The 23,995-nt window shown below is 64.1% G+C and carries 22 protein-coding genes; 10 read left to right on the forward strand and 12 right to left on the reverse strand.

The window, feature by feature from the left end; translation table 11 throughout:
- Window positions 1-875: 875 nt before the first annotated feature.
- The gene (locus tag FXV83_RS17085; protein ID WP_148740570.1) at window positions 876-2,231 is read left to right on the forward strand and encodes a sigma-54 interaction domain-containing protein; all 1,356 of its coding nucleotides are present in this window, start codon (window positions 876-878) and stop codon (window positions 2,229-2,231) included.
- Window positions 2,232-2,512: 281 nt separating this feature from the next.
- On the opposite strand, the gene FXV83_RS17090 is transcribed toward FXV83_RS17085, so the two are convergent.
- Window positions 2,513-2,806, reverse strand: a complete 294-nt coding sequence (locus FXV83_RS17090) for a hypothetical protein (protein ID WP_148740571.1) — start codon at window positions 2,804-2,806, stop codon at window positions 2,513-2,515.
- Between the two features lie 74 nt (window positions 2,807-2,880).
- Here FXV83_RS17090 and FXV83_RS17095 point away from each other — a divergent pair, with 74 nt between their 5' ends.
- From FXV83_RS17095 to FXV83_RS17115, 5 genes are all read left to right on the forward strand, one after another.
- Window positions 2,881-3,144 carry a hypothetical protein gene (locus FXV83_RS17095; RefSeq protein WP_148740572.1) on the forward strand — a complete coding sequence of 88 codons (264 nt, stop codon included), beginning with the start codon at window positions 2,881-2,883 and terminating at the stop codon, window positions 3,142-3,144.
- 81 nt (window positions 3,145-3,225) lie between these two features.
- The gene (locus tag FXV83_RS17100; protein WP_148740573.1) at window positions 3,226-4,605 is read left to right on the forward strand and encodes an efflux RND transporter periplasmic adaptor subunit; all 1,380 of its coding nucleotides are present in this window, start codon (window positions 3,226-3,228) and stop codon (window positions 4,603-4,605) included.
- Complete coding sequence (locus FXV83_RS17105) at window positions 4,606-5,307, forward strand: ABC transporter ATP-binding protein (protein WP_283811713.1); 702 nt, start codon at window positions 4,606-4,608, stop codon at window positions 5,305-5,307.
- Window positions 5,304-6,539 carry an ABC transporter permease gene (locus FXV83_RS17110; protein WP_148740574.1) on the forward strand — a complete coding sequence of 412 codons (1,236 nt, stop codon included), beginning with the start codon at window positions 5,304-5,306 and terminating at the stop codon, window positions 6,537-6,539. The genes FXV83_RS17105 and FXV83_RS17110 overlap by 4 nt, the downstream gene beginning before the upstream one ends.
- A 15-nt stretch (window positions 6,540-6,554) precedes the next feature.
- Window positions 6,555-7,343 carry an ABC transporter permease gene (locus FXV83_RS17115; RefSeq protein ID WP_148740575.1) on the forward strand — a complete coding sequence of 263 codons (789 nt, stop codon included), beginning with the start codon at window positions 6,555-6,557 and terminating at the stop codon, window positions 7,341-7,343.
- 395 nt (window positions 7,344-7,738) lie between these two features.
- Here the strand turns inward: FXV83_RS17115 and FXV83_RS17120 are convergent, their stop codons facing one another.
- The 8 genes from FXV83_RS17120 to FXV83_RS17155 form a co-directional block, all read right to left on the reverse strand.
- Window positions 7,739-9,040, reverse strand: coding sequence for a PQQ-dependent sugar dehydrogenase (locus FXV83_RS17120; protein ID WP_187435965.1), 1,302 nt, complete (start codon window positions 9,038-9,040; stop codon window positions 7,739-7,741).
- A 268-nt stretch (window positions 9,041-9,308) separates the two neighbouring features.
- Entirely contained in the window at window positions 9,309-9,518 is a 210-nt protein-coding gene (locus FXV83_RS17125) for a hypothetical protein (protein ID WP_148740577.1), read from the reverse strand.
- Between the two features lie 168 nt (window positions 9,519-9,686).
- Entirely contained in the window at window positions 9,687-10,313 is a 627-nt protein-coding gene (locus FXV83_RS17130) for a methyltransferase family protein (RefSeq protein ID WP_148740578.1), read from the reverse strand.
- Window positions 10,314-10,343: 30 nt separating this feature from the next.
- A complete protein-coding gene (locus FXV83_RS17135) occupies window positions 10,344-11,375 on the reverse strand; it encodes an NAD-dependent epimerase/dehydratase family protein (protein ID WP_148740579.1) in 1,032 nt (343 codons plus the stop codon).
- Window positions 11,376-11,404: 29 nt separating this feature from the next.
- Complete coding sequence (locus FXV83_RS17140) at window positions 11,405-11,941, reverse strand: Mpo1 family 2-hydroxy fatty acid dioxygenase (RefSeq protein WP_148740580.1); 537 nt, start codon at window positions 11,939-11,941, stop codon at window positions 11,405-11,407.
- A 154-nt stretch (window positions 11,942-12,095) separates the two neighbouring features.
- Entirely contained in the window at window positions 12,096-12,767 is a 672-nt protein-coding gene (locus tag FXV83_RS17145) for an OmpA family protein (protein WP_148740581.1), read from the reverse strand.
- Window positions 12,767-13,183 (reverse strand): hypothetical protein, encoded by a 417-nt coding sequence (locus FXV83_RS17150; RefSeq protein ID WP_148740582.1) that lies wholly within the window; start codon window positions 13,181-13,183, stop codon window positions 12,767-12,769. The genes FXV83_RS17145 and FXV83_RS17150 overlap by 1 nt, the downstream gene beginning before the upstream one ends.
- Window positions 13,184-13,273: 90 nt before the next feature.
- Window positions 13,274-15,886 (reverse strand): ATP-dependent helicase, encoded by a 2,613-nt coding sequence (locus FXV83_RS17155; RefSeq protein ID WP_148740583.1) that lies wholly within the window; start codon window positions 15,884-15,886, stop codon window positions 13,274-13,276.
- Between the two features lie 242 nt (window positions 15,887-16,128).
- Here FXV83_RS17155 and FXV83_RS17160 point away from each other — a divergent pair, with 242 nt between their 5' ends.
- Complete coding sequence (locus FXV83_RS17160) at window positions 16,129-16,302, forward strand: DUF1328 domain-containing protein (RefSeq protein ID WP_148740584.1); 174 nt, start codon at window positions 16,129-16,131, stop codon at window positions 16,300-16,302.
- Window positions 16,303-16,422: 120 nt separating this feature from the next.
- Here FXV83_RS17160 and FXV83_RS17165 read toward each other — a convergent pair whose 3' ends face one another.
- The gene (locus FXV83_RS17165; RefSeq protein WP_148740585.1) at window positions 16,423-16,917 is read right to left on the reverse strand and encodes a thioesterase family protein; all 495 of its coding nucleotides are present in this window, start codon (window positions 16,915-16,917) and stop codon (window positions 16,423-16,425) included.
- Between the two features lie 84 nt (window positions 16,918-17,001).
- Between FXV83_RS17165 and FXV83_RS17170 the strand changes: the two genes are divergently transcribed.
- From FXV83_RS17170 to FXV83_RS17180, 3 genes are all read left to right on the forward strand, one after another.
- Window positions 17,002-18,426: an FAD-binding oxidoreductase gene (locus tag FXV83_RS17170; protein WP_148740586.1), complete on the forward strand. Its 1,425-nt coding sequence runs from the start codon at window positions 17,002-17,004 to the stop codon at window positions 18,424-18,426.
- 90 nt (window positions 18,427-18,516) lie between these two features.
- Complete coding sequence (locus tag FXV83_RS17175; protein WP_148740587.1) at window positions 18,517-19,863, forward strand: Spy/CpxP family protein refolding chaperone; 1,347 nt, start codon at window positions 18,517-18,519, stop codon at window positions 19,861-19,863.
- A 113-nt stretch (window positions 19,864-19,976) separates the two neighbouring features.
- Window positions 19,977-20,339 carry a hypothetical protein gene (locus tag FXV83_RS17180; protein WP_148740588.1) on the forward strand — a complete coding sequence of 121 codons (363 nt, stop codon included), beginning with the start codon at window positions 19,977-19,979 and terminating at the stop codon, window positions 20,337-20,339.
- A 184-nt stretch (window positions 20,340-20,523) separates the two neighbouring features.
- Here the strand turns inward: FXV83_RS17180 and FXV83_RS17185 are convergent, their stop codons facing one another.
- Together FXV83_RS17185 and FXV83_RS17190 are read right to left on the reverse strand one after the other, a co-directional pair.
- Window positions 20,524-22,197, reverse strand: coding sequence for a SulP family inorganic anion transporter (locus FXV83_RS17185; RefSeq protein WP_148740589.1), 1,674 nt, complete (start codon window positions 22,195-22,197; stop codon window positions 20,524-20,526).
- A gap of 287 nt (window positions 22,198-22,484) precedes the next feature.
- Entirely contained in the window at window positions 22,485-23,975 is a 1,491-nt protein-coding gene (locus tag FXV83_RS17190; RefSeq protein ID WP_148740590.1) for a caspase family protein, read from the reverse strand.
- Between the last annotated feature and the right edge of the window lie 20 nt (window positions 23,976-23,995).

Raw genomic sequence — 23,995 nt, forward strand, 5'->3', positions numbered from 1 at the left:
CGCTAGAGCAAGGCAGCTGGACGAAGCCGACCAAGCAGCGCAGCAGGCTCACCGCCGCGCAAGCGAAGCTTGCCGAGATCAGAAGCTGAGCAGCGAACTGGTCGAGGCCGCCGGAGTGGAACGCGAATGGCCGGACGTGCTGCGGTCCGCCCGCGGGTATGCTGGCGGTGCCGTCACGGACCGCGGCGCGGCTGCCGCATCTGATGGCGCATGTTCGCGACCAACCAAGAACCATACCCGCCCGGCCGCTACCGTGAGGGCACTCGGATGGGCGAGCCGCTTCGCTCTTGCCGCTCCTCCAAGCTGCCGGAGGCGATGGGCTCCTGTGCTCAACCCGGTCTGCGAATTCGCGCCGACAGATAATGGAAAGTTGCCGGACACTCGTGAGCATGAGGGCAACGAAGCCATCCGAATTGCCGCCTCTCCATGACGCACCTCCTGCTCCATCAAGACACCAAACTCGGTATCTTCGGATCCGCATGTCTATATCGGAAGATATGCGCACGGCATTTTGTCAAAAAGAAACTGTTTACAACTCGAAGAAAAGCGACTTACTATTTATTTGACTTACTATTTATTTAATGTGCGGACTGTGAAGCAAAGAACGCTTTAAACCGGACCGGCATCGCAGGCCCAAGTAGGCGTGATGGTGTCATGAGTAAAAATTGCGTACCACAAACTTCGACCAAGCCGGAACGTTGGCCAGCGTCTCCGGCAGTTTTTGTTTTTAGCCAACCGTAATGCAATCGGCAATCGCCGAACATCCCTGGCAGAAAAAGGGAAATAGATACGTCCCGTCTGGACCCAATGCGTTTGCAGAAACCTTCCTTGCGGTAGACGCAGGAGGGGGAATTAGTATTTGAAACGCTAGCGTCATGTCACGACTGGTGCTGTTTATTGAGAGCGTGTCATCCCCGCTTCGCGAAGAATGCGCAGGCGAGTTGGATTTCGTTTCCGAACACATTCAATGGAGCTCGCTGGATCTTGAACGATTGCGAGACCATCGAGCGGATCTTGTTGTGGCCGTGGCGGCACCGAGATGCTCGTCAGCCGAAAATTTCCTTCGTTGGCTTGTCAAGAATCCAATTGGCCCTCCGACGCTTGCTGTTCTCCCTCCCGACAACGATCTCATTCAGTTAGCGGCAGAAGCGGTCGACGATTTTATTGTCGAGCCCATCCATTCAGGCGAGTGGCACCATCGGGTTGCGCGACTTCTTGCGAACGATTCACCTGACAATAACATGGCGACCACCCAAGAACGCGAAACACGAGAATTTGGGCTTGCGGAACTAGTGGGCAATCATCCAGCCTTCCTGCGTACTATCGAACAAATTCCGCTGGTAGCGCGAAATGACAGTCCCGTTCTCATTACAGGCGAGACGGGTACCGGCAAGGAACTGTGCGCACGCGCAATCCATCGTCTGAGCGCTCGCAGCGATCTTCCGTTCATTCCAGTGGACTGCTCGGCGTTTCCCGAGCATCTCTTCGAGACCGAAATGTTCGGCCATGCACGTGGCGCCTTTACCGACGCACACCGTGACCAAATGGGGCTGGTTGCTCTTGCGGGTAGCGGCACGCTCTTCCTGGATGAAGTCGATGCACTTCCAATCGCATTTCAGTCCAAACTGTTGCGATTGCTCCAGGAGCATACTTACAGGCCGATAGGTTCCGAACGATTTGTGAAGGCCGAAGTGAAGATCATTAGTGCGTGCAACCAGAATCTGAATGATTTGCTGCGCGAACGGCGATTTCGGCTCGATCTATTTTTCAGATTGAACGTACTTCAACTCCATCTTGTTCCGCTGCGCGAACGGCGCAGTGACATCTCGATTCTTGCCCGCTATTTTGTGAGCAGGCTCTCCGCAGAGAGCGGCACGCCACCTAAGGCCCTTGCTCCCGCAGTTGTCCAGAAATTGAGAGAATATGATTGGCCAGGAAATGTACGCGAACTTTACAACGTGATTCAAAGGGCCTTCATCTTTTCGCAAGGTAAGCAGATTCAGCTTAGCGACGTCTGCGATTTGCCAGTCTTCAATGCGTCATCGAAACCGTCGAGCGATAATTTTCGCGATGCCCGAGCGCGGGCCCTCGAAGCGTTCGAACGAGCCTATATTGAGGAAAAGCTTCGTGAAACCGGTGGTAATATTACGCGTGCGTCCCGCCTCGCGGGAAAGGACCGGCGCGCGTTTGGCCGTCTGATGAAACGTCACAACATCCGAACCAACCCTTAACGGAAATCGTTACGTCGACAGCGGGTCAGTTGCAGCCCTTCCCCGGGACATTTTCGGCCCACCGCCTGGCCAACGCGAAATTGTTCAGTCCGGTCCAACCGTTCGACGGCGTGGCCTGCCGGTCCAGCACCGTCATGGGTGGGACCGTAGCTTCCCGTCCGAGCTATGCCGTAGATACGTTTCCCTCATTAGACCAATGACTTGCGGGTTGGCACGCGTTTTGCCATCAGCGCAATGGTTGGGGGTGCCGTTCCACTCGTTCCACTAGAGGAGCAATCCACTTAGAGGAGTAATCCAATGTCACTGAGAAATCTGACGGTTGCAATAACCCTGGCCGCGTTGACCGCTGTCGGCGGAGCTTGGTTCTCGCCGGCCGCCCACGCAGCCAGCACAAAGGACTGCGGGACCACCACCGCAACCACGACGTCGCCAGTGATCCCGCCTAATGAAAATGCGGGCTTCACCCAGACGACGACCACCTCGACCACCACCACCCAGACCTCCGCCTGCAACAGCGCCAGCGACAACAAACAGACGACCACGACCACCTCCTCGACCGGCCCAACCACCAACAAGGGCGGCGGGACTCCGGGCGGCCACTAACGGTCTCAACCGCGCACTGAAACCGACCACTGAAGAGGAGCGCAACATGCTGAAAACATTGCTGATTGGATTCGCCTTGACCTCGGCCGCTGTCAGCGGCGTCTGGTTCTCGCCGGCCCACGCAGACAGCACCAAGGACTGCGGGACCACGACAACCGCCGTGACGGACCCGCCTAATGCAAATGCGGGTTTCACGACGACGACAACGACCACCCAGACCTCCGCCTGCAACAGCGCCAGCGACAACAAACAGACGACCACGACTACCCCAACCACGAACAAGGGCGGTGGGACTCCGGGCGGCCATTAGAGCGGGCTACGCGCGCGCTACCGAACCAAGTGGCCGGGCGGCTCCTCTGGAGCCGCCCTCCTCGCTCAAGACAAGCCTCTCATGAAGCTGCTGTTGTTATCTCTGGTCGCCATCGGCTTGGGGGCGGTGGCTTACAATCGGGAGATTCTCCCCGAGAGCGCGCGGGATTTTGCCTGGACCCAAGCGGCGCAGTACCTCCCCGAAGGGTTGGTGAACGCTCCCCCTCAAGGTCCTAAATACCTCCTTGCGCCGGTTCGCCGGGGGGACATCGCCACGACCGTGACGGCGAGTGGCGCGTTGTCGGCCATCACGACCGTCCTCGTCAGTTCGCAGGTGTCCGGGCAGATGCTCCGCATCCTGGCGGACTACAACGCGGAGGTTCGTCGGGGCGACGTGATCGCTCAGATCGATCCGCTCAGCTTCCAGATCACGTTGGAGCAAGCTCAAAGCGAATTGAAGGTCGCGGAAGCGGCCGTGCTGATTCAGGAGCGTGTTCAGGAAAAGGCGGCTGCCGATCTCGCCAGCGCCGCCGCCGCGACCGAGAGGGCTCGCTTCGCGACTGAGCGCGAGCGCATCGTCGTCGCCGAAGCCCAGCGCGACCTGGAGCGCAAGCGTACCTTGGCCAGGGGGGACAACGTCTCTCAGGTTGATTTATCAAGGACTCAGGCCGCCTTCGACATGGCGGTTCAAAACTACAAGTCGGCTGAGGCCGACGAGCGCACCAAGATCGCACTAACTCAAGCCGCCGAGTCGGCGCGCCGCTCGGCCGAGGCGCAGGTGACTCATGCCAACGCGGTCGTGCAGCAAAGGCGGTCGGCCTTAAAGGCTGCGCAGACCGAGCTGGAGCGTACCAAGATTCGCTCGCCCGTCGATGGAGTAGTGATCGGGCGCACCATCGAGGAAGGCCAGCAGGTCACTGTCACCCTGCAGACCCAGACGCTGTTCACGGTCGCTCAGGACCTCCGCGAGATGCAGATTAAGATCTCGGTCGATGAGGCCGACATCGGCAAGGTTCGAGAGGGCCAGCTGGTCATCTACACGGTGGACAGCTTCCCCGGCCGCGAGTTCCGGGCCGAGGTGAAGCAGATCCGCAAGGACTCCCAGGAGAAGCAGAATGTGATCACCTACGTGGTGGTCGCCAACGCGCCGAACCCGGACAAGATGCTGATGCCCGGAATGACGGCAAACGCCCGCATTGTCATCGACGCCCACACGAACGTGCATAAGGTGCCCGTCGCGGCATTGCGCTTTGCCCCGTCCGGGGAGCGCGGACCGGAAGCTTCCCACCTCTGGACCTTGGGGGAGGATCAGCGGCCAAGGCCGGTTCCCGTTCGAGTGGGGCTGTCGGACGGCAGCATGGTCGAGGTCTCCATCGCCGAGCCGGTTGAGCAGGTCATCGTCGGGGTCGATCAAAGAGAGCCGCCGCCCACCATCGCGCGGCGGATCATCGGGAGCATGTAGATGCCGCTGGTGACCGTCTCAGATCTGACAAAAACCTACGTTGTCGGCCAGACGGCGGTGCCTGCGCTCCGTGGCGTGTCGCTCGCCATCGATAGCGGTGAATTCGTGGCCGTCATGGGCTCGTCGGGCTCCGGCAAGTCCACATTGATGAACCTTCTCGGCTGTCTCGATGCTCCCAGCAGCGGTACTTATCACCTCGCCGGACAGGACGTGCTGCGCCTTTCGAGCAACAAGCTCGCGGCGGTCCGCAACACGAGCATCGGCTTCGTGTTCCAGCAATTCAATCTGCTGGCGCGAGCGACGGCGCTCGAAAACGTCGAACTTCCGATGGTTTATGCCGGGCTTAGGCGGCGCGAACGTAGGCGCCGGGCGCGCGAGGCCTTGGCGCAGGTGGGCCTCTCGGAACGCGAACACCATCGCCCCTCGCAGTTGTCCGGCGGTCAGCAGCAACGGGTCGCCATAGCACGCGCTCTGGTGAACCAGCCGCTGCTTCTGCTCGCCGACGAACCCACTGGTGCGCTCGACTCAGTGACTTCCGAAGAGATCATGGCCGCCCTGGTCCGCCTCAACGAGGGCGGGCTCACAGTGGTCGTCGTGACTCACGACCCCGAGGTCGCCCGCTATGCACGCCGGGTCATCCACTTTAAGGACGGCAGAGTAGTGTCCGATGATCTGAACCAAGCTATGCGGGCCGCGGCGTGAAACTCGCCAACAGCACCCTCGCGGCGTTGCGCGCCGTTCGCGTTAACAAGCTGCGCAGCGCACTGACCATGCTCGGCATCGTTCTGGGAGTGTCGTCGGTGACCGTTATGATGGCGGTCGGGGGCGGGGCGAGCCAGCGCATCCAGACCGAAATGCGCAATCTCGGGGCGAACACCATCGTGTTGAACTCGGGGGCGCTGAAGAGCGGCGGGGTGTCCAAGGGACAGGGGTCGCGACCGAGCGTTACGCTCGCCGACGCGCAGGCCATCGAGAACGAAGTCCCGGCTGTGGTCGCGGCCTCGCCGCAGCACAACTTCGCTGGGATGCAACTCATCTATGGCAATGCGAACTGGTCCACACTGGTCACCGGTACGACGCCCGAATACCTCACTATCCGCAACTGGACCGTGAGCCGGGGCCGCGCCTTTGACCGTGAGGACGTGGTCCAGGGCAGCAAGGTGGTCGTGCTCGGGCGGACAGTGGCCGAAAAACTGTTTGGCAATCAGAGCCCGGTCGGGCAGGAAATCCGCGTCAACCGCATTCCGATGACGGTGATCGGCGAACTAGCCGCCAAGGGGCAAAGCCTGGCTGGGCTCGACACGGACGACACCGCTGTCATCCCGATCTCGACCGCGCTCAATCGGGTCATTGGGCGCAATCCCGCCAATCCTCGGGCGATCTCGGGCGTGATCATCAAGGTGCGCGACGGCGCCAACATGGCTTCGGCCTTCACCGAGATTCGTCAGGTCGTGCGCGAGCGCCACGGTCTCCTGCCTGCACAGGAGGACGATTTTTACCTGATTAACCTAACGGAGGTGATGCGGGCCAAGGAGGACTCGGCGCGGGCGCTCGGGATTCTGCTTGCTGCGATCGCGTCCGTGTCGCTTCTGGTTGGGGGGATCGGCATCATGAACATCATGCTCGTCTCGGTCACCGAGCGAATCCGCGAAATCGGGCTGCGGCTCGCGGTGGGAGCCCGGAGAAGCGACATCCTGGGCCAATTCCTGGTCGAGGCGATTACACTGTCCCTGATCGGTGGCATCGCTGGGGTCGCCCTCGGCTTGGGCGGCGCCGTGGCCGTCGAGCGCTACGCCAACCTGGGCGTGGTGCTCAACGGACAGCTGAGCCTGGTCGCCATGGCCTTCGCGGCGGGAGTGGGCATTTTCTTCGGCTTCTACCCGGCCTGGAAGGCGTCACTGCTGCAACCCGTCGAAGCCCTGCGCTCGGACTAATCTTGATCAAATTGCATGCCGCGAGCAAGGTCGCGCTCCCTGAGGCATGGCATCGCCAAAGTACTGTTCGGGGAGGAGGATCCCTCTGGCCGGACAATTCGCATCGACCGTGTCCCATTCACCGTGCTCGGCGTGCTGGAGGAGAAGGGGCACAGCCTCGGTGGTGATGATCTCGACGATCAGGTGATGATTCCGCTTTCGACCGCGCGCAAGCGCATCCTTGGTTTTTTCGCGGGCCATCCGGCGGCGGTCGGCGGCGTGACGTTGCGGGTGATGGACGGGGCGGATATGGCGCGCACAAACGAAGTGGTGCGTGACCTCCTACGCGAACGTCACCGGTTGGTCGCCGACAGCCCGGATGACTTCATCCTGCGGGATCTCGCGGCGGTGCAGCGCGCGCAGTCGCGTTCGGCTTGGCTCATGACGCTGATGCTTGCCGGGGCTGCGGCGGTCTCGCTTCTTGTCGGCGGCATCGGAATCATGAACCTCATGCTGGTTTCCGTGAACGAGCGGCGACAGGAGATCGGGTTGCGCATGGCGATCGGTGCCCGCCGTCGCGAGATCGCTCTGCAATTCCTGATCGAGGCAGGCCTGCTTGCGATGCTCGGTTCCGGAGTCGGCGTGCTGCTGGCGTTGGCAGCAGCTGCCGCGCTAGGCGCCGGACCGGCAATCCGGAATCCCGGGACTGGGGTGGCCGTCCTCGCCGCGGTGGTAACCGCTACGTTGGTTACCCTGATCTCCGCTCTCTACCCAGCGCGGAAAGCCGCGCGTTTGGACCCTGCCGATGCGCTGGCCCAAAGCTGAGGAAACTCAGCCCACGGCACGCCAGTCACCAAGGCCTGACATTTGGCTCGCACCTCGTGCCGAAAGAGAAATAGGCGCGAGCGCGACATCGGAGCTGGCCGGGGTATCGGAAGGCTTCTGAGGCATTGCGTCGAATTTGTCATATCCGCTACACGTCCGGTTACCGGCTGATCTCGGACATCGGTCGCGCTTACGCTCGCAAACAGGCGCGCCGTGGGCTGTGTCGTGCCAAGGATTGCCGGGCGGATCAGTAACGAGAGAGAAGCCACCCGCGCCGATCTCCACAACGAAGAACCCCCGAGAGGTGAGAGCCCTCACCCGGCGCGTTGCGCCGACCTCTCCCGCAGGCGGGAGAGGTTGCCGAGCCCGGGGCGCCTATCTCAACATATGTCCTCTTACGCGCCGGTCACGCGCCAGATCACGTTGCCGACGTCGTCGGCCATCAGCAGCGACTTGTCGGGACCGATCGCCACGCCGACGGGACGGCCGTAGGATTCCTTCTCATCGGGCGCCAGGAAGCCCGACAGGATGTCGCGGGCGGTGCCGGAGGGGCGGCCGTTCTCGAACGGGATGAACACGACCTTGTAGCCGGAGAGTTTGCTGCGATTCCACGAGCCGTGCTGGCCGATCACCATGCCATCGGGAAAACCCGGCAGCGTGCCTGATGGCATCCAGCACAGGCCGAGCGAAGCGGTGTGGCCGCCGAGCGCATAGTCCGGCGTGAGCGCCTTGGCGACCATCGCGGGATCCTGCGGCACGCGATCGTCCACCGTCTTGCCCCAGTAGCAATAGGGCCAGCCGTAGAAGCCGCCGTCGCGCACCGAGGTGAGGTAGTCCGGTGGTGTCTCGTCACCGAGGCCGTCGCGTTCGTTGACGACGGTCCAGAGCACACCCGTAGTTGGCTCCCAGGCGAGGCCAACCGGATTGCGCAGGCCACTGGCGAAGATGCGATGCGTGCCGGCCTCGAGATCGAGCTCGTAGACCGCGGCGCGGCCTTGCTCGACCTCCATGCCCATCTCGGCGATATTGCTGAGCGAGCCGACGCCGGCATAGAGCTTCTTGCCGTCGGGGCTTGCGAGCAGGCTCCGCGTCCAGTGGCCGCTCGGCTTGAAATTGGTGAGCCGCTTGCCCGGTGCGGTGATGCGGTCGGCGTTCGCGGCATAGGGGAATGCCATCACGCCGTCGGTGTTGCCGACATAGAAGGCGTCGCCGACCAGCGCCATTCCGAACGGCTGGCTCAAGTTCTCCATGAACGTGCCGCGCTGCTCGGCAACGCCGTCGCCGTCCTTGTCGCGGAGCAGCGTGATGCGGTTGGCGCTGACGCCAAGCGCCGCGGCACGCCGCATCGTCGCCTGCATCGCGTAATGAAACACGCTCCTCGGCGGCCCCGCGATCTGCGTTGCTTCCGCAATCAGCACGTCGCCATTGGGCAGCACCTCGATCCAGCGCGGATGGTCGAGACCAGTGGCGAACGCATTGACCTTGAGCCCGGGCGCGGCCGTCGGCTTCTGCCCCTCGCTCCAGCCTCTTGCCGTCGGCATCTTCAACGTCGGCAGCGCGCCTTGCGGCTTTGCCTCGGGGATCGCAGGTGCCTCGCCCCAGGCCGGCGCGGGCTCGGCGCCCGACAGCTTGCGCCATTGCAGCGCGATGCCGCCGACGAATGCAACGAACTGCGCAAAGATGCTGGAAAAGGTCATCAAAATCCCCTGTCGAACGTGCGGCACTGTCCAACGACGGATCGCTCCAAGATTCGCCCAAGCCCCGCGCGGGCCCAAGCCTGATCGTCGATCTCTCCAGATCCACGATGAGATATCGTCGTGCCTTTATTGCGTGCGCATCCAACTGGGAACACGCGAAAAGGTCAACATGCGCCAGCCGAATCGGGCCGCTTATGGCGTGCGCAGATGGCAGCACGCCGAATTTGCATGGCGCGGATGAGGCGGTTCTGCGTAGGGGACGCGCGGATCAGCGGCCGATCTGCCGCTCCAGCCGCCGCGCCGCGCGAAACTCGCCGAGGTGATGGATGTTCGGTGCGAGGGCCGCTTCCCTGGATAGCAGGTGATAGACGCGCGCTACCGTGCGCTGCTTCTGCTTCGTCCGCCCACGCGGCAGCTCCCGCGCCTTGCGGACGGCCGTGACGGCGTGCTCGCGAAAATAATCGTAAGCGTCCGACATGGTTCAACGCTCTGCGGCTATTGCGTCCTTCGCGGTGGTAACGGCTGGATGGAGGGGCGGTTCCTGGCAGGATGTTCCGAGCGCGCCAATCCATCACCTCAGGATGACGAGATGAGCAGCGATACTTTTGCTGGGATGCGAGGGGGATAACCGCGTCTTCACCCGCCCTCAGCGCGGCGACAGGAACGGAATGATCATCGGCACGCGTCGGCAATAGGCGCCGTAGGCGTCTTCGCCGAGCTCCTTGGACAGGAACACCTCTTCCATCCGGCCCTTCTGCCACATGCCGAGCGAGATCAGGATCGCGCCGAGCATCGCGGTCACGGTGCCGACGGCGATGCCGGTCGCCAGCATGCCGGCGATCAGGCCGGTGTAGATCGGATGGCGCACGATGCCATAGGGGCCGGTGTCGACGACGCGGTGGTCTTCCTTGTGGGTGATGGTGTTGGACCAGAATTTTCCGAGATGCAGCCGTCCCCACCAGGTGAAGGAGATGCCGGCGATCACGATCAGGGCCGTGACGTAGACGCCGGTATTGCTGAAGACCCAGAGCGGCTTCTCGCCCAGCACTTCGGCCGTCCATGGCGTGAACAGGATGCCGCCAATCAGGATGGGCAGGCGATAGCGGCCGGACTCCAGCGTCATCACCTGCTTCTGGGTGCGGCCCTGCCAGAATGAGGCGCCAACCCAGCTTGCAAGCCAGGCGAGCCAGATCAGCGCGAGCAGTTGTGTTGGCCAGGTCGTGGTCCAACCACCCCAGGCGACAGAGAGAAGCTTGCTGAAATCGAAGGACATGCGGAAAGGTTCTTTGGGTTGGGCGGCAGCTCAGCTGGCGCGCGAGGAGAGCGCGTGATGCTCGATGGCGCCGGTGGCGGGCTTGCCGCCGCGAGCCAGCAGGTGGGTGATGGTTTCGCGCAGCACGGGCTCGATCGGGCGCGGCGAATAGCCGAGCTCGGTGCGAGCCTTGCCGATCGAGAGGTCGCTCGCGGCGAGCGCAATGCGCACGCCCTCGGCGGTGCCGTTGGGCGGCCGGCGTGTGAGATGATCGGAGATGTATTCGAGCATGATCGCGGAGAGCTCGGCAATCCTGCCGGGCACGACGACCGGAAACTGCCGGCGGCCGCTCATCGCCGACATCATCCGCAGAATGTTGCCGAGCGGGACGCAATCGCCGCCGAGGATGTAACGCTGGCCGGAGCGGCCGCGCTCCATCGTCAGCACCAGGCCCGTGGCGACGTCGCGGACGTCGACGAGATTGACCAGGAAGTTAAGGTGCGGCTGCACCTTCTTCTGCAGGAAGTACCACAGCATCGCCGTCGGCGGCGTCAGATTGTGGTCGGCAGCGCCGATCGGCATGGTGGGCGTGCCGATGACGAGCGGGAAGCCAGCAGCCGCAGCCTTCGCCGCATGATGCTCGGCGAGCGACTTCGATCGCGTATAGGCGCCGGGCATCGCATCGGCCTGCTGAAGCGCCTCCTCGGCAGCAACGCCGTCCAGGTCCGAATAGGGGAACAGGATCGATTCCGTCGAGCAATGCAAAAAGCGCGATACTCCGCGCTTCATCGCAGCCGCGAGCACGATTTCGGTACCGCGGCAATTGACGTCGTGAAAGGCCTGCTTGTTGGCGACCCACATCCCGGGCAGGCCGGCGAGGTGATAGACCTGATCGACCCCGACAAGCGCCGCATCGACCGCGGCCCCATCCAGCACCGAGCCATGGGCATATTCAATGTCAGCGTTCGCCGTGGCCGGTGGACGGACGTCGAGAATACGCACCCGCTGCCCACGGGCGCGGAGCGCTTCGACCAGATGCTGTCCGATGAACCCACTGCCACCGGTAACCAGTACGAGAGCCATGAAGAAGGTTTGCTGTTCCGCTCTGGAAGTTATCGGGTCGAAAGAGAATTGGCCGGAAGAGGCGCCAGAATCGCGGCAAGGTCGCGACGGAAGCCCAACGCAATGAATAATTTTGCCATGACAAACATCGGTCCAAGCAGAAAATGGCTGGGGTGATCGACCATCGACGGTTGCCGCTCCTCAAAGACCCGATGGCCGATGATCTGCGACGCGACGCCGAGAGCGATCAGCACGGCAAAAATCGACCACATCATGGCGATCGAGACCTGATTGCCGATCGTGGTTGCGACCCAAAGTAGCACAATCATCGCCGCGAGGATGCCGAGGCCGATCCCGGCGTCCAGCATCAGCCAATAGACCAGCACCGGCAGAGCCAAAATCACCGCCAGGCTGACCTCGATCCCGAACACGTTGAAATGCACCAGCGTCAGCGGCAGCACGGCGCCGGTGAAGAGCAGGAGGATTCCGACCACGTGCATCGCGCAATTCCAAGGATCGCGATGATATTCGACGTAATCGGCCAGTTGGCGTTGAAAAGAGCCGGCCATCTTGGTCTCGTGCAGCATGGAGGTCGGGAAGGGCGAAAAAAGCCTATAGCATCTGACCGGGCGGTGCACAAACCGGCGCTTTTGTCGCGCAAGGCCGTGGTGTTGCGCCATGGGACAGGCTACAAAATGGTCAGGACTTCAAAGGGTTCCGTTCGCGCCTGGGTGCGTGCGCTCAATGCTTCTTGGCGGGCTTTTTCGTCGCAGGCGCAGGAGCGGCGGCCGGCCGCGCAGGCTCCTCCTCCGGCAGCTTGGCAAAGGTCAGGATCTGCAATTGGGCGTTGGCGGCCGAGGTCGGCCGCGCGCGGTCGAGAAACTGCTCCTCGCCGAGGCCGATCGGGTGCAGCCGCTTGGTCGAGATCTTGAAGGTGTTGACCAGCACGTCGCGGATCGCGTCCGCGCGGCGCTGGCTCAGGATCGCATTGGCCTCTCGCGTTTTCGTATTGGATTCGACGCGGCCGACGATCAGGAATGTGTAGGGCAGCAGCGAGGCATGAACCAGCGCGTCCGCGAGGCGGCCGACGGTCTGGTAGGACGCCGGCTGAATGATCGGCGTATCGGCGTCGAACTGAATCTGCGCGGTGAAGGCCGGCAGATTGGCAAGGTCCGGCGCGATCGGAAGCCGATTCACCGGGCCCGGATCGTTCTTGATCCTGGCCTTGGCCCGTTCCATCACCTGCAGCTTCAGCGCGGGGATGTCGATTTCGGCGGCCTGCTCGAAATGATTGAGCTTGCCGACGATGTCGTCGCGGGTCGGCGGCGCCGGCTGCGCGCTGGCGGTCCCCACGAGCAGGGCGAGGCCGAGCACGAGGCCAATTCCGGCGGTGGCAAGCCCGGTTGCGCGCATCATCGGTATCCCGCGTCGTCGACGGCCTTCAGGCAGTTGTTGCTAATGCCCTTGGGCGTCGAGACCAGGCAGGGGACCGCCTTGCTGGTCTCCTTGGTCGAGCCGTTGCAGACCTTGACGATCTCGCGCTGGCAGGCGTTCGCCACCGTGACGCGGGCGGCGACGCGCTTCTGGATGGCGTCGAAGGCGCCGAGATAGTCGCTCTGGCACTGCTGGGAGAGCACGTCGCGGTTGCGGGACAGGCACTCCTTGAGACGGGTCGAGTCCGGATTGACGCCGCGGCAATTGGCGACGATTTCCGCTCCGCAACTCTTGGCCAGCAGCCCGATCGAATCGCCAAAGCTCATGGTCTCCGCCGCCGCAAGCGACGGCATACCCAATGCCAGCACGATCAATGTAGCGGAACCCCGGACCATGGGCGCATCTGATACGGGGAAGTTCGCGGTGGTCAAGGGGCGTGGAGAGAAGAAAGGCGGCGGCGTAACGCCGCCGCAACACGGCAGATCTCACGCCCGCTGCACAAAGCTGTCCACGACCTTCTTTTCCCCCGCCTTGTCGAAGGCGATGGTGAGCTTGTTGCCGTCGACCTTGGTGACGCGGCCGTAGCCGAATTTCTGGTGGAAGACGCGGTCGGAAAGCGAGAATTCCGAGGTCGTGCCGGTGGATTTGGCGACCAACTCGCCCTCGATCGTTAGGGGCCCGCGGCGGCGCGAGGAGAAGCTGCCGAAATCGGGCGACGACGAAGAAGACGAAAACGACGAGGCCGCTTCCTCGAAGCCGCCGCCATCGCGGCCTTGTCCCGTCGCCTGGCCCCGGTTGCGGTTGGCTTGGGAGCGATTGGCCTGGGCGCGCTGCCAGCCCGGGGTCGTGTAGCTGGAGCCGAACGCCTCCATATCGTCGAAGCGCGAGGCGCCGTAGCCGCCGGTGCCGCCCCAGGCCGAGCCGCCCTTGGATTCCGTGATCTCGACATTGGCCGCCGGCAATTCGTCGAGGAAGCGCGACGGGATCGTGGTGGACCACGTGCCATGGATGCGCCGGTTGGTCGCAAAATAGATTTTCGCGCGGCGGCGGGCGCGAGTGAGGCCGACATGGCCGAGCCGGCGCTCTTCCTCGAGGCCGGCGCGGCCCTGTTCGTCCAGCGTGCGCTGGCTCGGGAACAGGCCTTCCTCCCAGCCCGGCAGGAACACGTTGTCGAATTCGAGCCCCTTGGCCGAATGTAGCGTCATCAGCGACACCGCGTCGTCCTCGGCGCCGCCGTCGCGGTCCATCACCAGGGAGATGTGCTCGAGGAATCCTTGCAGGTTCTCGAACTCCTCCATCGAGCGCACGAGTTCTTTCAGGTTCTCCAGCCGTCCTGCGGCATCCGCCGAGCGGTCCTTCTGCCACATCTCGGTGTAGCCGCTCTCGTCGAGCACGATTTGGGCCAGATCAGTGTGCGCGGTGATCTCGCGCTGGGCGCGCCAGCGGTCGAACTGGGCGACGACATCGCGCAAGCTTCCGCGCGCCTTTGGTTTCAACTCGTCGGTCTCGACCACGGCACGTGCGGCCTCGAACAAGGGAATGCGGCGTTTGCGGGCGTGGTCGTGCAGCATCTGCACGGTGGCATCGCCGAGGCCGCGCTTGGGCACGTTGACGATGCGCTCGAAGGCGAGATCGTCGGCAGGCGAGTTGATGACGCGCAAGTATGCGAGCGCATCGCGGATTTCGGCACGCTCATAGAAGCGCGGACCGCCGATGACGCGATAGGGCAGGCCGAGCGTGACGAAACGATCTTCGAACTCGCGCATCTGGTAGGAGGCGCGCACCAGGATCGCGATCTCGTTGAGCTTCTCGCCCTGGCGCTGCAGCTGCTCGATCTCCTCGCCGATGCCGCGGGCTTCCTCTTCCGAATCCCACGAGCCGGTGACCGTGACCTTCTCGCCGTCCTGGTCCTCGGTGCGCAGCGTCTTGCCGAGCCGGCCTTCATTGTGCGCGATCAGGTGCGAGGCGGCGGCGAGGATGTGGCCGGTCGAGCGGTAGTTGCGCTCCAGGCGAATGACCTTGGCGCCGGGAAAATCGTGGTCGAAGCGCAGGATGTTGTCGACCTCGGCGCCGCGCCAGCCATAGATCGACTGGTCGTCGTCGCCGACGCAGCAGATGTTTTTGGTGTGGGGGCTCTTCTCCCTCTCCCCGTCCTTCACGGGGAGAGGGTCGGGGTGAGGGGCTGTCTCCAGGAGCTCAGTACTTGGAGAGTCCCCCTCACCCGCATCCCTTCGCGATGCGACCTCTCCCCGCACGCGGGGAGAGGTGAAAGAGGAGGGCGCCTGCGACAACAGCCGCAGCCACAGATATTGCGCGACGTTAGTGTCCTGGTACTCGTCGACCAGGATGTATTTGAAGCGCTGCTGGTACTGCCGCAGGATATCCGGGTGTTCGCGGAAGATGCGGATGTCTTCGAGCAGCAGGTCGCCGAAATCGGCCGCGTTCAAGATCTTCAGCCGCTCCTGGTAGCTCGCATAGAGCTTGCCGCCCTTGCCGTTGCCGAACACCGCAGCTTCGCCGGGAGGCACCTGCGACGGCATCAGGCCGCGGTTCTTCCAGCCGTCGATCAGGCCGGCCAGCATGCGCGCCGGCCAGCGCTTGTCGTCGATGTTCTCGGCTTGCAGAAGCTGCTTGAGCAGCCGGACCTGGTCATCGACATCGAGCACGGTGAAGTTCGACTTGAGCTGCGCCAGCTCGGCATGGGTGCGCAGGATCCGGCCGCCGATGGAGTGGAAGGTGCCGAGCCACGGCATGCCCTCCACGGCGTGGCCGAGCATCAGGCCGAGCCGGTGCTTCATTTCGCGGGCGGCCTTGTTGGTGAAGGTCACCGACAGGATCTCGCTCGGACGGGCGCGGCCCTGGCTCAGGATGTGGGCGATGCGCGTGGTGAGCACGCGGGTCTTGCCGGTGCCGGCGCCGGCCAGCACCAGGACCGGGCCATCCAGTGTCTCCACCGCCTCACGTTGCTCGGGATTGAGCCCGGACAGATATTTCGGCCCCACCGAGGCGCGCGCACGCGCGGCGATGCCACCGGCCGCGGGCTGGTGGTCGGGGATGCTCTGGGCGGTGATCTTGCTCGGCTCGGTCATGCGAATCATTGGCCCCACGATGGCACCGCGGGGTGGCGGAAGGGAGCCTTCATAACAGGGATTACCGCCTATATGGGGCGGCGGCGAGGGGTTTTCCACGTGCGCGGAACGTCGAATTGTTCCTGCGGAGACTGCGAATTTCCACCTGTCGCCGGCCGGAACCATCGTTTCGAGGTCGAGATTGTCTGTAAGCGAGGCGTGGTCGTCAGGCGCGTCGATCGCAGAGAGACATCGAGATAGAGGTTCCGACCATGCTTGGCTGGGTTGTGACGTTTCTGATTATCGCACTTATCGCCGGTATCTTGGGCTTCGGCGGCATCGCCGGCGCTTCGGTCGAGATCGCAAAGATCATCTTCTTCATCGCGGTCGTACTGTTCCTGGTCTCGGCCGTAGTCGGCCTTGCCCGCGGCCGCACCAGGGTCTAGCTGCGATTTAGCGAGGAGCGTGGTTCACCTCTCCCGTAGGGAGAGGTCGGATCGCATCGGAAGATGTCACCTCTCCCCGATGGGGAGAGGTGAACCGCAAGCGTCAGATGGCATCTGCCGTCACCGCTTCGCGGGCATCGCGATGTTTCGGCCGATGCCCGCGGGTCGCGGCACGGTGCTGTGAGCCTTGGCGATCGCCGCGATGCGCTGCTGGATGTCGGGCGGAAACGGCACCACGCGTCGCGCGTTCATATCCATGTGAAGCGACATGTTTTCCGATGTGGCCGAGAGCCAGCCTTCGGCGGCGTGCCGGAACTCCTCGAAGGTGTGCAGCCGCTTATCATCGGCGTCCAGCAGCCACACCGAAACCCGCACGGGATCGCCGAGATGGATTTCGCGCAGGTACCGTACATGGCATTCGGCGGTGAAGGTCGAGCCGTGGCGCTCCTTCATGTAAGTCGGCCCGATCCCGAGCTCGAGCCAGAGCTGGTCGATCGCCCGGTCGAACATCACGTTGTAATAGGCCATGTTGAGGTGGCCGTTATAGTCGATCCATTGCGGCTCGATCTGCATGATTGACGAGCGGAATGGCTCGGCAGCGGCAATCTCGGGCATGTTTCCATCCTGCTATCCGTCCGGTCGCTTGACTTGACCGGTTAGATGTCCTTTGCCACGGTTCTTCTGTCGGGAGGAATGTCCGTGGGTACGACCATCACCAATAATCCGCCGCGGCCGGAGCCGAAAGCCCTTGCGAGCGCGCTGGAGCAGCTTGCCGCACGGTTCGGCAACCGCCTCATCACCTCGCAGGCCGTGCGCGAGCAGCACGGCCACACCACGACGTGGATCCCCAACCAGCCGCCGGACGGCGTGGTGATGGCGCAGGAGACCACCGACATCCAGGACGTCGTGCGGATCTGCGCCAGGAACGGCGTGCCCGTCATCGCCTTCGGAACCGGCACCTCGCTGGAGGGCCAGGTCAATGCGCCTGCGGGCGGAATCTCGATCGACCTGCGCGACATGAACAAGGTGCTCGCGGTGCATGCCGAGGACCTCGACTGCGTGATTCAGCCCGGCGTCACCCGCAAGGCGCTGAACGAGCACCTGCGCGACCAGGGCCTGTTCTTCCCGATCGATCCCGGCGCGGACGCCTCGCTCGGCGGCATGGCTTCGACCCGGGCGTCCGGCACCAACGCGGTGCGCTACGGCACCATGCGCGAGAGCGTGCTGGCGCTGAAAGTCGTGCGCGGCGACGGCGAGATCATCACGACCGGCACGCGTGCAAAAAAGTCCTCCGCAGGCTACGACCTGACGCATCTGTTCGTCGGCGCCGAAGGCACGCTCGGCATCATCTCGGAATTGACCATCCGCCTGCGCGGCATCCCCGAGACCATCGCGGCCGGCGCCGTGTCGTTCGAGACCGTGCATGGCGCGTGTCAGGCGGTGATCCTGGCGATCCAGACCGGCATTCCCGTAGCGCGCATCGAGTTGCTCAATGCCGCGCAGGTGACGGCCTGCAACGCCTATTCCAAGCTGACGCTGCCGGAGACGCCGCTGCTGCTGATCGAATTCCACGGCAGCGAGATCGAGGTCGCCGAACAGTCCAAGGCCTTTGGCGAGATCGCAAAGGAGTGCGGCGGCGGCGATTTCTCGTGGACCACCAAGCCGGAGGATCGCACCAAGCTGTGGCAGGCGCGGCACGATGCTTACTGGTCCGTCAAGGCGCTGCGGCCGGGCGACAGCATCGGCGTGGTCGCGACCGACGTCTGCGTGCCGATCTCGCGCCTTGCCGAGTGCGTCGGCGAGACCGAGGAGGATCTGAAGCGGCTCAATCTGTTGTCGCCAATCGTCGGCCATGTCGGCGACGGCAATTTCCACTGCTCGCTGGTCTGCGACACCAATGACGCCGATGAAATGGCCCGCGGCGAGGAGTTCATGCACCGTCTGGTCGAGCGCGCACAGGCGATGGACGGCACCTGCACCGGCGAGCACGGCATCGGCCAGGGCAAGCAGAAATACCTCGAGGCCGAACTCGGACCCGAGGCGCTGGATGCGATGCGGGCGCTGAAAAAGGCGCTCGATCCACTCAATATTTTCAATCCCGGCAAGATCGTGCCGCAGGTTTAGCGGCAGGCAGCGGAACTTTCGGCAGGCCAGCCGGTTCCAATTCCCGCCAAGTTCCGATGCCTCAATGGTGCGGCTCTGCGGGAGGATGCGATGTTGCGACCGGTCATTGGAATTGCTGCGATGGCGCTTGCCTGCATGCTTGCAGGCGCGGCTCTGGCCAAGGGCGGACACGGTGGCGGTGGACACGGCGGCGGCGGTCATGGCGGCGGTGGGCACGCCGGCGGTGGGCACAGAGGCGGTCATGGCGGTGGGCATTTCGGCGGCGGCCATTTCGGCGGTCACGGTTTTGCGCACGCGCATGGCGGCGGCGGGCATCATGGCGGGATGCGGTTCGCAACCGGAGCCCGACATGGTGGCCCGAACTTCGGTCAGATCCGCAATGCGGGCGTCCGCCCTGCGAATTTCCGCAATGCCCTCAACGCGCACTCCAGCGCGTTCCGCAACGGCCGGCTGATCAGCAATCCGGCGGCCCGTGCCCAGATCGCGGCCGCGGCCGCACTTGCCGGCTGGCATGGCGCAAGCAGCGGATGGTGGCAGCATGCAGGTGGCGGCTACGGCTGGGTCGGACCGCTGTTCTGGCCGTTCGCCTACAACGATCTCTACGATTACGCAGTCTGGGGCGACGGTCTCGGTTTCTGGGGCTACGGCTATCCGGACATCTATGCCGGCATCTTCGGTCCCTATGGCTATGACGGTCTGTCGGCCTATCTGCCGCAACGCCCGCAAGGACGACGGCGCGCGCGGGGCGTTGCGCTCGATCAACTGTGCGGCAGCGATCGCCGCGAAATCGTCGGTCTGCCGATCGACCAGATCGCAGCCGCGGTGCAGCCGACGGATGCGCAAGGTGCAAGCCTCGACGAACTCGGCAATGCCTCGATTCAGGCGGCAGAGTTGATCCGCGCATCCTGTCCGGCGCAGGTCGCGGCGACGGCGCCCGGCCGCCTCGCAGCGATGCAGCAGCGCGTCGAGGCGATGGAGAAAGCGGTCGATCTCGTCCAGCCCGCACTCGACAAATTTTACGCTTCGCTCACGGACGAACAGAAGGCCCGCTTCAATGCACTCGCCGAGGACCAGCGTCGTCGTGCGACGGCGTCGAACAATGCCAATGGATCGCCGGTCCAGAACTGCAGCGCGCCTGCCGCGCTCGATTGGCCCGGTGCCGAGATCGAGGCGAGGCTTCACCTGGATGACACGCAGCGCGCCGCACTCCAGGTGCTCCAGGACAGCAGCGCCAGGGCCAACGCATCGCTCAAAGCGGCGTGCCAGCCCGGCGACGTGATGACGCCGCCGGCGCGCATGGCCGCCATCCGCAAGCGGCTCGACGTGATGCTGGACGGGATCAAGTCGGTCCGCGCTGCGCTTGAGGATTTCTACGCCACGCTGAATGACGAGCAGAAGGCGCAGTTCGAGGCGATCGGGCCGCGGCGGACGTCTTGAACGCACCGATCCACCGCCGGCGGAAAGACCGCCTCGCCGATCTCGGCATGGTTGTCTATGCTGGCACCGCTGAAGTGCAATAATTCGGTGGCTGGAAGACCACGGGTGGCGGGATGAAGTGGTTCGCGAGGCAGAAGCCGGGCGACATCTGGGACGAAGCGATCGAGTGGCCGCTGGGCGATATCGAAGCCGCCGAGCGCATCCGCGCGATATGTGAGGCTGCAATCGCGAGTGCGGTGGGCGCGGGTCGCAACAACAAGCGCGACAGCGAGCGCTACGAGCGTGCGGCGAAGGTCGCAATGGAAATCGCGATGAAGATATCGGACGGCCTAATGCGCGACGATGCGGTCCGTCGCATCGTCGACCTCTGCATGAAGGCGAATGATCTCAAGACCGCGCAGATCCTGTTTCGCGCGATCCACGCCAGCTGGATCCGCGAAACGGTACAGCGAGATTATCCCGCGCTGACGCAGTGAGGCTGATTGTTGCCACGAGGAGGGTGCGCTCCCTCCCCCGCAAGCGGGGGAGGGTTGGGGGAGAGGGTGGCTCCACCAGCGATATGTCGCGAATGGATAAAGCCCTCACCCGCCACGCTCTTGCGAGCGTGTCGACCTCTCCCGCAAGCGGGCGAGATGCACCGAGCCCGCGGCCCAGCCCAACCTAATTCGCTTTCGCCAGCGTGCGCACGGCTTCGTCGACGCTGCGAAACAGGTGTTCCCTCGGCAGGGCATCGAACAGGTTGAAGCGCTCGAACGCGTCCTGTGCGCGCACCGATTCCAGCCGCGCCAGCGCCACCGTGACGCCCTGTTCACTGCACGCCTTGAAGATTTCAAGCAGGATCTGCGCGCCGGTGAAGTCGATCTCGACCATGCCGCTCGCTTCCAGCACGAGAAGCTGCGGGGCCGAGGTGCCGAGGACGCTGGTCACGTCGCTGCGGAAGTCCGGCGCGTTGAGGAACGACAGCGGTGCCTGGAGACCGATCACGGCAACGCCGGCGATGCGCTCGCCGGCGACGTGCGGATGGGCCGGCCACCAGATCGTGGTGCCCGGCACGCGCTCGAACTCGACCAGCTTGGCGCGCGTGATGCTCCAGATGCCGTACAGCAGCGACAGCACGATGCCGAGGAACGCGCCCTGCTCGATCGGCAGCACGATGATCAGCGCGGCGGTGGCGATGATCAGCAAGAACTCGCTGAAGGACTGCCGATAGATCGTGACGATCTGCTTGACGCGGATGATCTTCAGCGCCACGAACAGCAAAATGCCGCCAAGCGCGGCATCCGGCACATGCCGCAGCAACCCTGTTCCAAACGCGAGCAACGCCAATACGATTGCCGCGGCGGCGAGGCCCGAAAGCTGCGATTGCCCGCCGGTCTCGGCAACGATTCCCGTCCGCGGCGGGCTGGCATTGACCGGAAACGCGCCGAACAGCCCGGCCAGCACGCTGCCGGCGCCCGCGCCGAGGAAATCGCGATCGACATCGGCAGGCTGGTCGAGATCGGACGGGAACGACCGCGTGGTGGCCGCGGTCTGCACCATCACGACCACGGTGATCACGAAGGCGAGCGGCACCAGGCGCACCCATTGCTCTGGCGCAAGATCAGGCAGAGTCGGCCGCGGCAGCGTACCCGGCACGCTGCCTACGACGTTGACGCCCTTGCTCTCGAGGCCGAGCCCGATCACGGCCAGCGTCGCGGAGACAAGCCCGATCAGCGCGCCCGGAATTTTTGCGCTCACCTTCTCGGAGAGGAAGACCACGGCCAGAACACCGAAGCCGATGCACAGCGTGAAGGGGTTGGTCCGGCCGAGCTCGCTTGCGAGCACGCCGATGCGATCGAGCGTCGGCCCGCTGGGCGACCCCAGCCCCAGCACGCCCGGCAATTGCGACACGATGATGTGGACGGAAATGCCGACGAGGAATCCGACCATCACCGGCACCGACAAAAGGTTGGCGATGCCGCCGAGGCGGAAGGCGCCGCCGGCGAGCATCATGGCGCCCACCATCAGCGCCAGCGCGATGGCGAGTCCCTGATATTCCGGCGAACCGGAGAGGGCGAGCGCGGCAAGCCCGCCGGCGAAGATCGGCGTGATCGTGGAGTCGGCGCCGCAGGACAGGAAGCGGTTGCCGCCCAGCAGCGCGAAGCCGAGCGAGCCCGCCATGAACGCGAAGAAGCCGATCTGCGGCGCAAATCCGCCGAGCCGCGCGGTCGCCATCTGCTCGGGGACGGCAATCGCTGCAAGTGTCAACCCCGCCAGGAGGTCGCCGGGCAGCGAATAGGACGCCAGCGATCGGAACAGCGGCCATGTCGCCTTGGCGTGATCGTCGTGCGGCATCGATGTGGAGTCCCCGGAAAGCCTGCGTCGGCCGATCAGACTACAGCATTTCCGGGATGGAAGGCGGCAGACCACGCAACTCCTGGGCCATCAACAGAAATGTCCTGGCGATGATTGGCTCTCTGCGGCGTTTCTGTCGTCATTGCGAGGAGCCCGCGACAAAATTGCGAAGCAATTTTGCGCTGGTGCGATGAAGCAATCCAGAATCTTTCCGTGGAAAGACCCTGGATTGCTTCGCTTCACTCGCAATGACGGAGGACATATTTGTCCTCCGCCTCGCGGCAGCCTCAGTACCGGCCGCGGTCGTTGTGATAATCGCCACCGCGGCCGCCACCCATTCCCATTCCCATGCCGATCCCGATACCAATCCCGATGCCTTGCATCACAGCGCCGGGCGGCGGGCCGCGATCCGGCGGCGGCGCGCGCTCGTAGACGACTTCGTCGGGCGGCGGCGGCCGGCGCTTGGGCGGCGTCTCGACGACCTTGCGCTTGGGCGGCGTGTCGTCGACGCGCTTCTTGATGATGGGTGCGACCGTCGGGTTGATCGGCGTTGCCGGTGTCGTGGGCGTCGAGCACGGGCAGGTCGGTGCCAGCGCGACGGCGATCGGAGCTGGGGCCGCAGCGGCCGCAACGGGCAAAGCGTAATTGCGGTTCTGCACGCGGAGCAGCAGCCGGCGCGCGGTTGCAGCTAAGTCGCTGTTGTCCCAGTTGGCAAGATAGGCCTCGAACGAGGCGCGGGTGTTGATCGCGGTGGCCCGCTCCCACGCCAGCATCTGGCGCCGGCGCTCCAGGATCGTGCGCAGGCGCGGCGTGAACGACGCCTGCGCGTACAGCTCGACATAGGCCTGATACGCCGGCACGGTATCGTCAGCGATCACGAGATCATAGGCGGCCTTGGCATCCTTGCCCTGCAAATCCTTGCGCCAGTCCTCGACGCTGCGCGTGGCGCTTGCAAGCGCCATCGAGCCTGCGCCCGGAGCGGAAGGTTGCTGGCCGCTGCTGTCGCCGAAGAACTTGAAGTCGGTGGTGAGCGACGAACTCTCCCAGGGGATCTGCCGCCCATCGGTCGATTGCGCCACGGCGATGCGGATGCGCTTGAACACTTCCTCGATCGGCAGGTTGGGCTGCTTGGCCACACTCAGCGCCGCGGTGGTGTAGGGGCTGTCGATGCCGGAGCCGTCCTCGGCTTCGGAGCCTGGAGAGGTCGAATAGGAAATGAAAGAGCCGGGCGCGCCGGCCTTGGTGTCGACGATCGCAAGCCCGTGGCCGGCGCCGCTGAGCGCCGGGAAGGGATTGTTGCGGCAGGCATCGAGCATGAAGATGCGCGCCCGCGTCGGCAGCGCGCCAAGCGTGTTGAGAAGGTCGTTCAGCCGCACGCCCTGCAAGGGAATGTCGGCCTCGCGCTTGGGATCGAGGTCGACCGGCACCAGATAGTTCTCGCCGTCGATCTGCAGGCCGTGGCCGGCATAGAACACCAGCGCGACAGTGTCGGCGCCGCTGGCGCTGACCTTGCCGGCGAAATCCGAGATCGCCTCGCGCATCTCGTTCTGCGCCAGATTGGGGGCGGTGGTCACGGTGAAGCCGGCGTTGCCGAGCAACTCCGCCATGCCTTTGGCGTCGTTGGCGGCATTGGGCAGTTCCGGCACCGTGCGATAGGCCGATTGGCCGATCACCAGCGCAAGCCGCGCTTCAGCCGCAGCCTGCGTCGTTGTCATGAGTTGTGTGAGAGCAAGGAGGCCGGACGCAAGAAACAAACTGCAAAGGGCTGGACGGCGCATGATGTTACCTCCGTCGGCAA

Origin of the sequence: Bradyrhizobium hipponense (genome assembly GCF_008123965.1) — a bacterium.
In the GTDB taxonomy this organism is placed as follows: Bacteria; Pseudomonadota; Alphaproteobacteria; order Rhizobiales; family Xanthobacteraceae; genus Bradyrhizobium; species Bradyrhizobium hipponense.

Bases quoted from the DNA above. Each gene is read 5' to 3' on its own strand.
- FXV83_RS17085 (WP_148740570.1), top strand. From the start codon at position 876: ATGTCACGACTGGTGCTGTTTATTGAGAGCGTGTCATCCCCGCTTCGC.
- FXV83_RS17095 (WP_148740572.1), top strand. From the start codon at position 2,881: ATGCTGAAAACATTGCTGATTGGATTCGCCTTGACCTCGGCCGCTGTC.
- FXV83_RS17100 (WP_148740573.1), top strand. From the start codon at position 3,226: ATGAAGCTGCTGTTGTTATCTCTGGTCGCCATCGGCTTGGGGGCGGTG.
- FXV83_RS17105 (WP_283811713.1), top strand. From the start codon at position 4,606: ATGCCGCTGGTGACCGTCTCAGATCTGACAAAAACCTACGTTGTCGGC.
- FXV83_RS17115 (WP_148740575.1), top strand. From the start codon at position 6,555: ATGCCGCGAGCAAGGTCGCGCTCCCTGAGGCATGGCATCGCCAAAGTA.
- FXV83_RS17120 (WP_187435965.1), bottom strand. From the start codon at position 9,040: ATGACCTTTTCCAGCATCTTTGCGCAGTTCGTTGCATTCGTCGGCGGC.
- FXV83_RS17125 (WP_148740577.1), bottom strand. From the start codon at position 9,518: ATGTCGGACGCTTACGATTATTTTCGCGAGCACGCCGTCACGGCCGTC.
- FXV83_RS17130 (WP_148740578.1), bottom strand. From the start codon at position 10,313: ATGTCCTTCGATTTCAGCAAGCTTCTCTCTGTCGCCTGGGGTGGTTGG.
- FXV83_RS17135 (WP_148740579.1), bottom strand. From the start codon at position 11,375: ATGGCTCTCGTACTGGTTACCGGTGGCAGTGGGTTCATCGGACAGCAT.
- FXV83_RS17140 (WP_148740580.1), bottom strand. From the start codon at position 11,941: ATGCTGCACGAGACCAAGATGGCCGGCTCTTTTCAACGCCAACTGGCC.
- FXV83_RS17145 (WP_148740581.1), bottom strand. From the start codon at position 12,767: ATGCGCGCAACCGGGCTTGCCACCGCCGGAATTGGCCTCGTGCTCGGC.
- FXV83_RS17150 (WP_148740582.1), bottom strand. From the start codon at position 13,183: ATGGTCCGGGGTTCCGCTACATTGATCGTGCTGGCATTGGGTATGCCG.
- FXV83_RS17155 (WP_148740583.1), bottom strand. From the start codon at position 15,886: ATGATTCGCATGACCGAGCCGAGCAAGATCACCGCCCAGAGCATCCCC.
- FXV83_RS17160 (WP_148740584.1), top strand. From the start codon at position 16,129: ATGCTTGGCTGGGTTGTGACGTTTCTGATTATCGCACTTATCGCCGGT.
- FXV83_RS17165 (WP_148740585.1), bottom strand. From the start codon at position 16,917: ATGCCCGAGATTGCCGCTGCCGAGCCATTCCGCTCGTCAATCATGCAG.
- FXV83_RS17175 (WP_148740587.1), top strand. From the start codon at position 18,517: ATGTTGCGACCGGTCATTGGAATTGCTGCGATGGCGCTTGCCTGCATG.
- FXV83_RS17180 (WP_148740588.1), top strand. From the start codon at position 19,977: ATGAAGTGGTTCGCGAGGCAGAAGCCGGGCGACATCTGGGACGAAGCG.
- FXV83_RS17185 (WP_148740589.1), bottom strand. From the start codon at position 22,197: ATGCCGCACGACGATCACGCCAAGGCGACATGGCCGCTGTTCCGATCG.
- FXV83_RS17190 (WP_148740590.1), bottom strand. From the start codon at position 23,975: ATGCGCCGTCCAGCCCTTTGCAGTTTGTTTCTTGCGTCCGGCCTCCTT.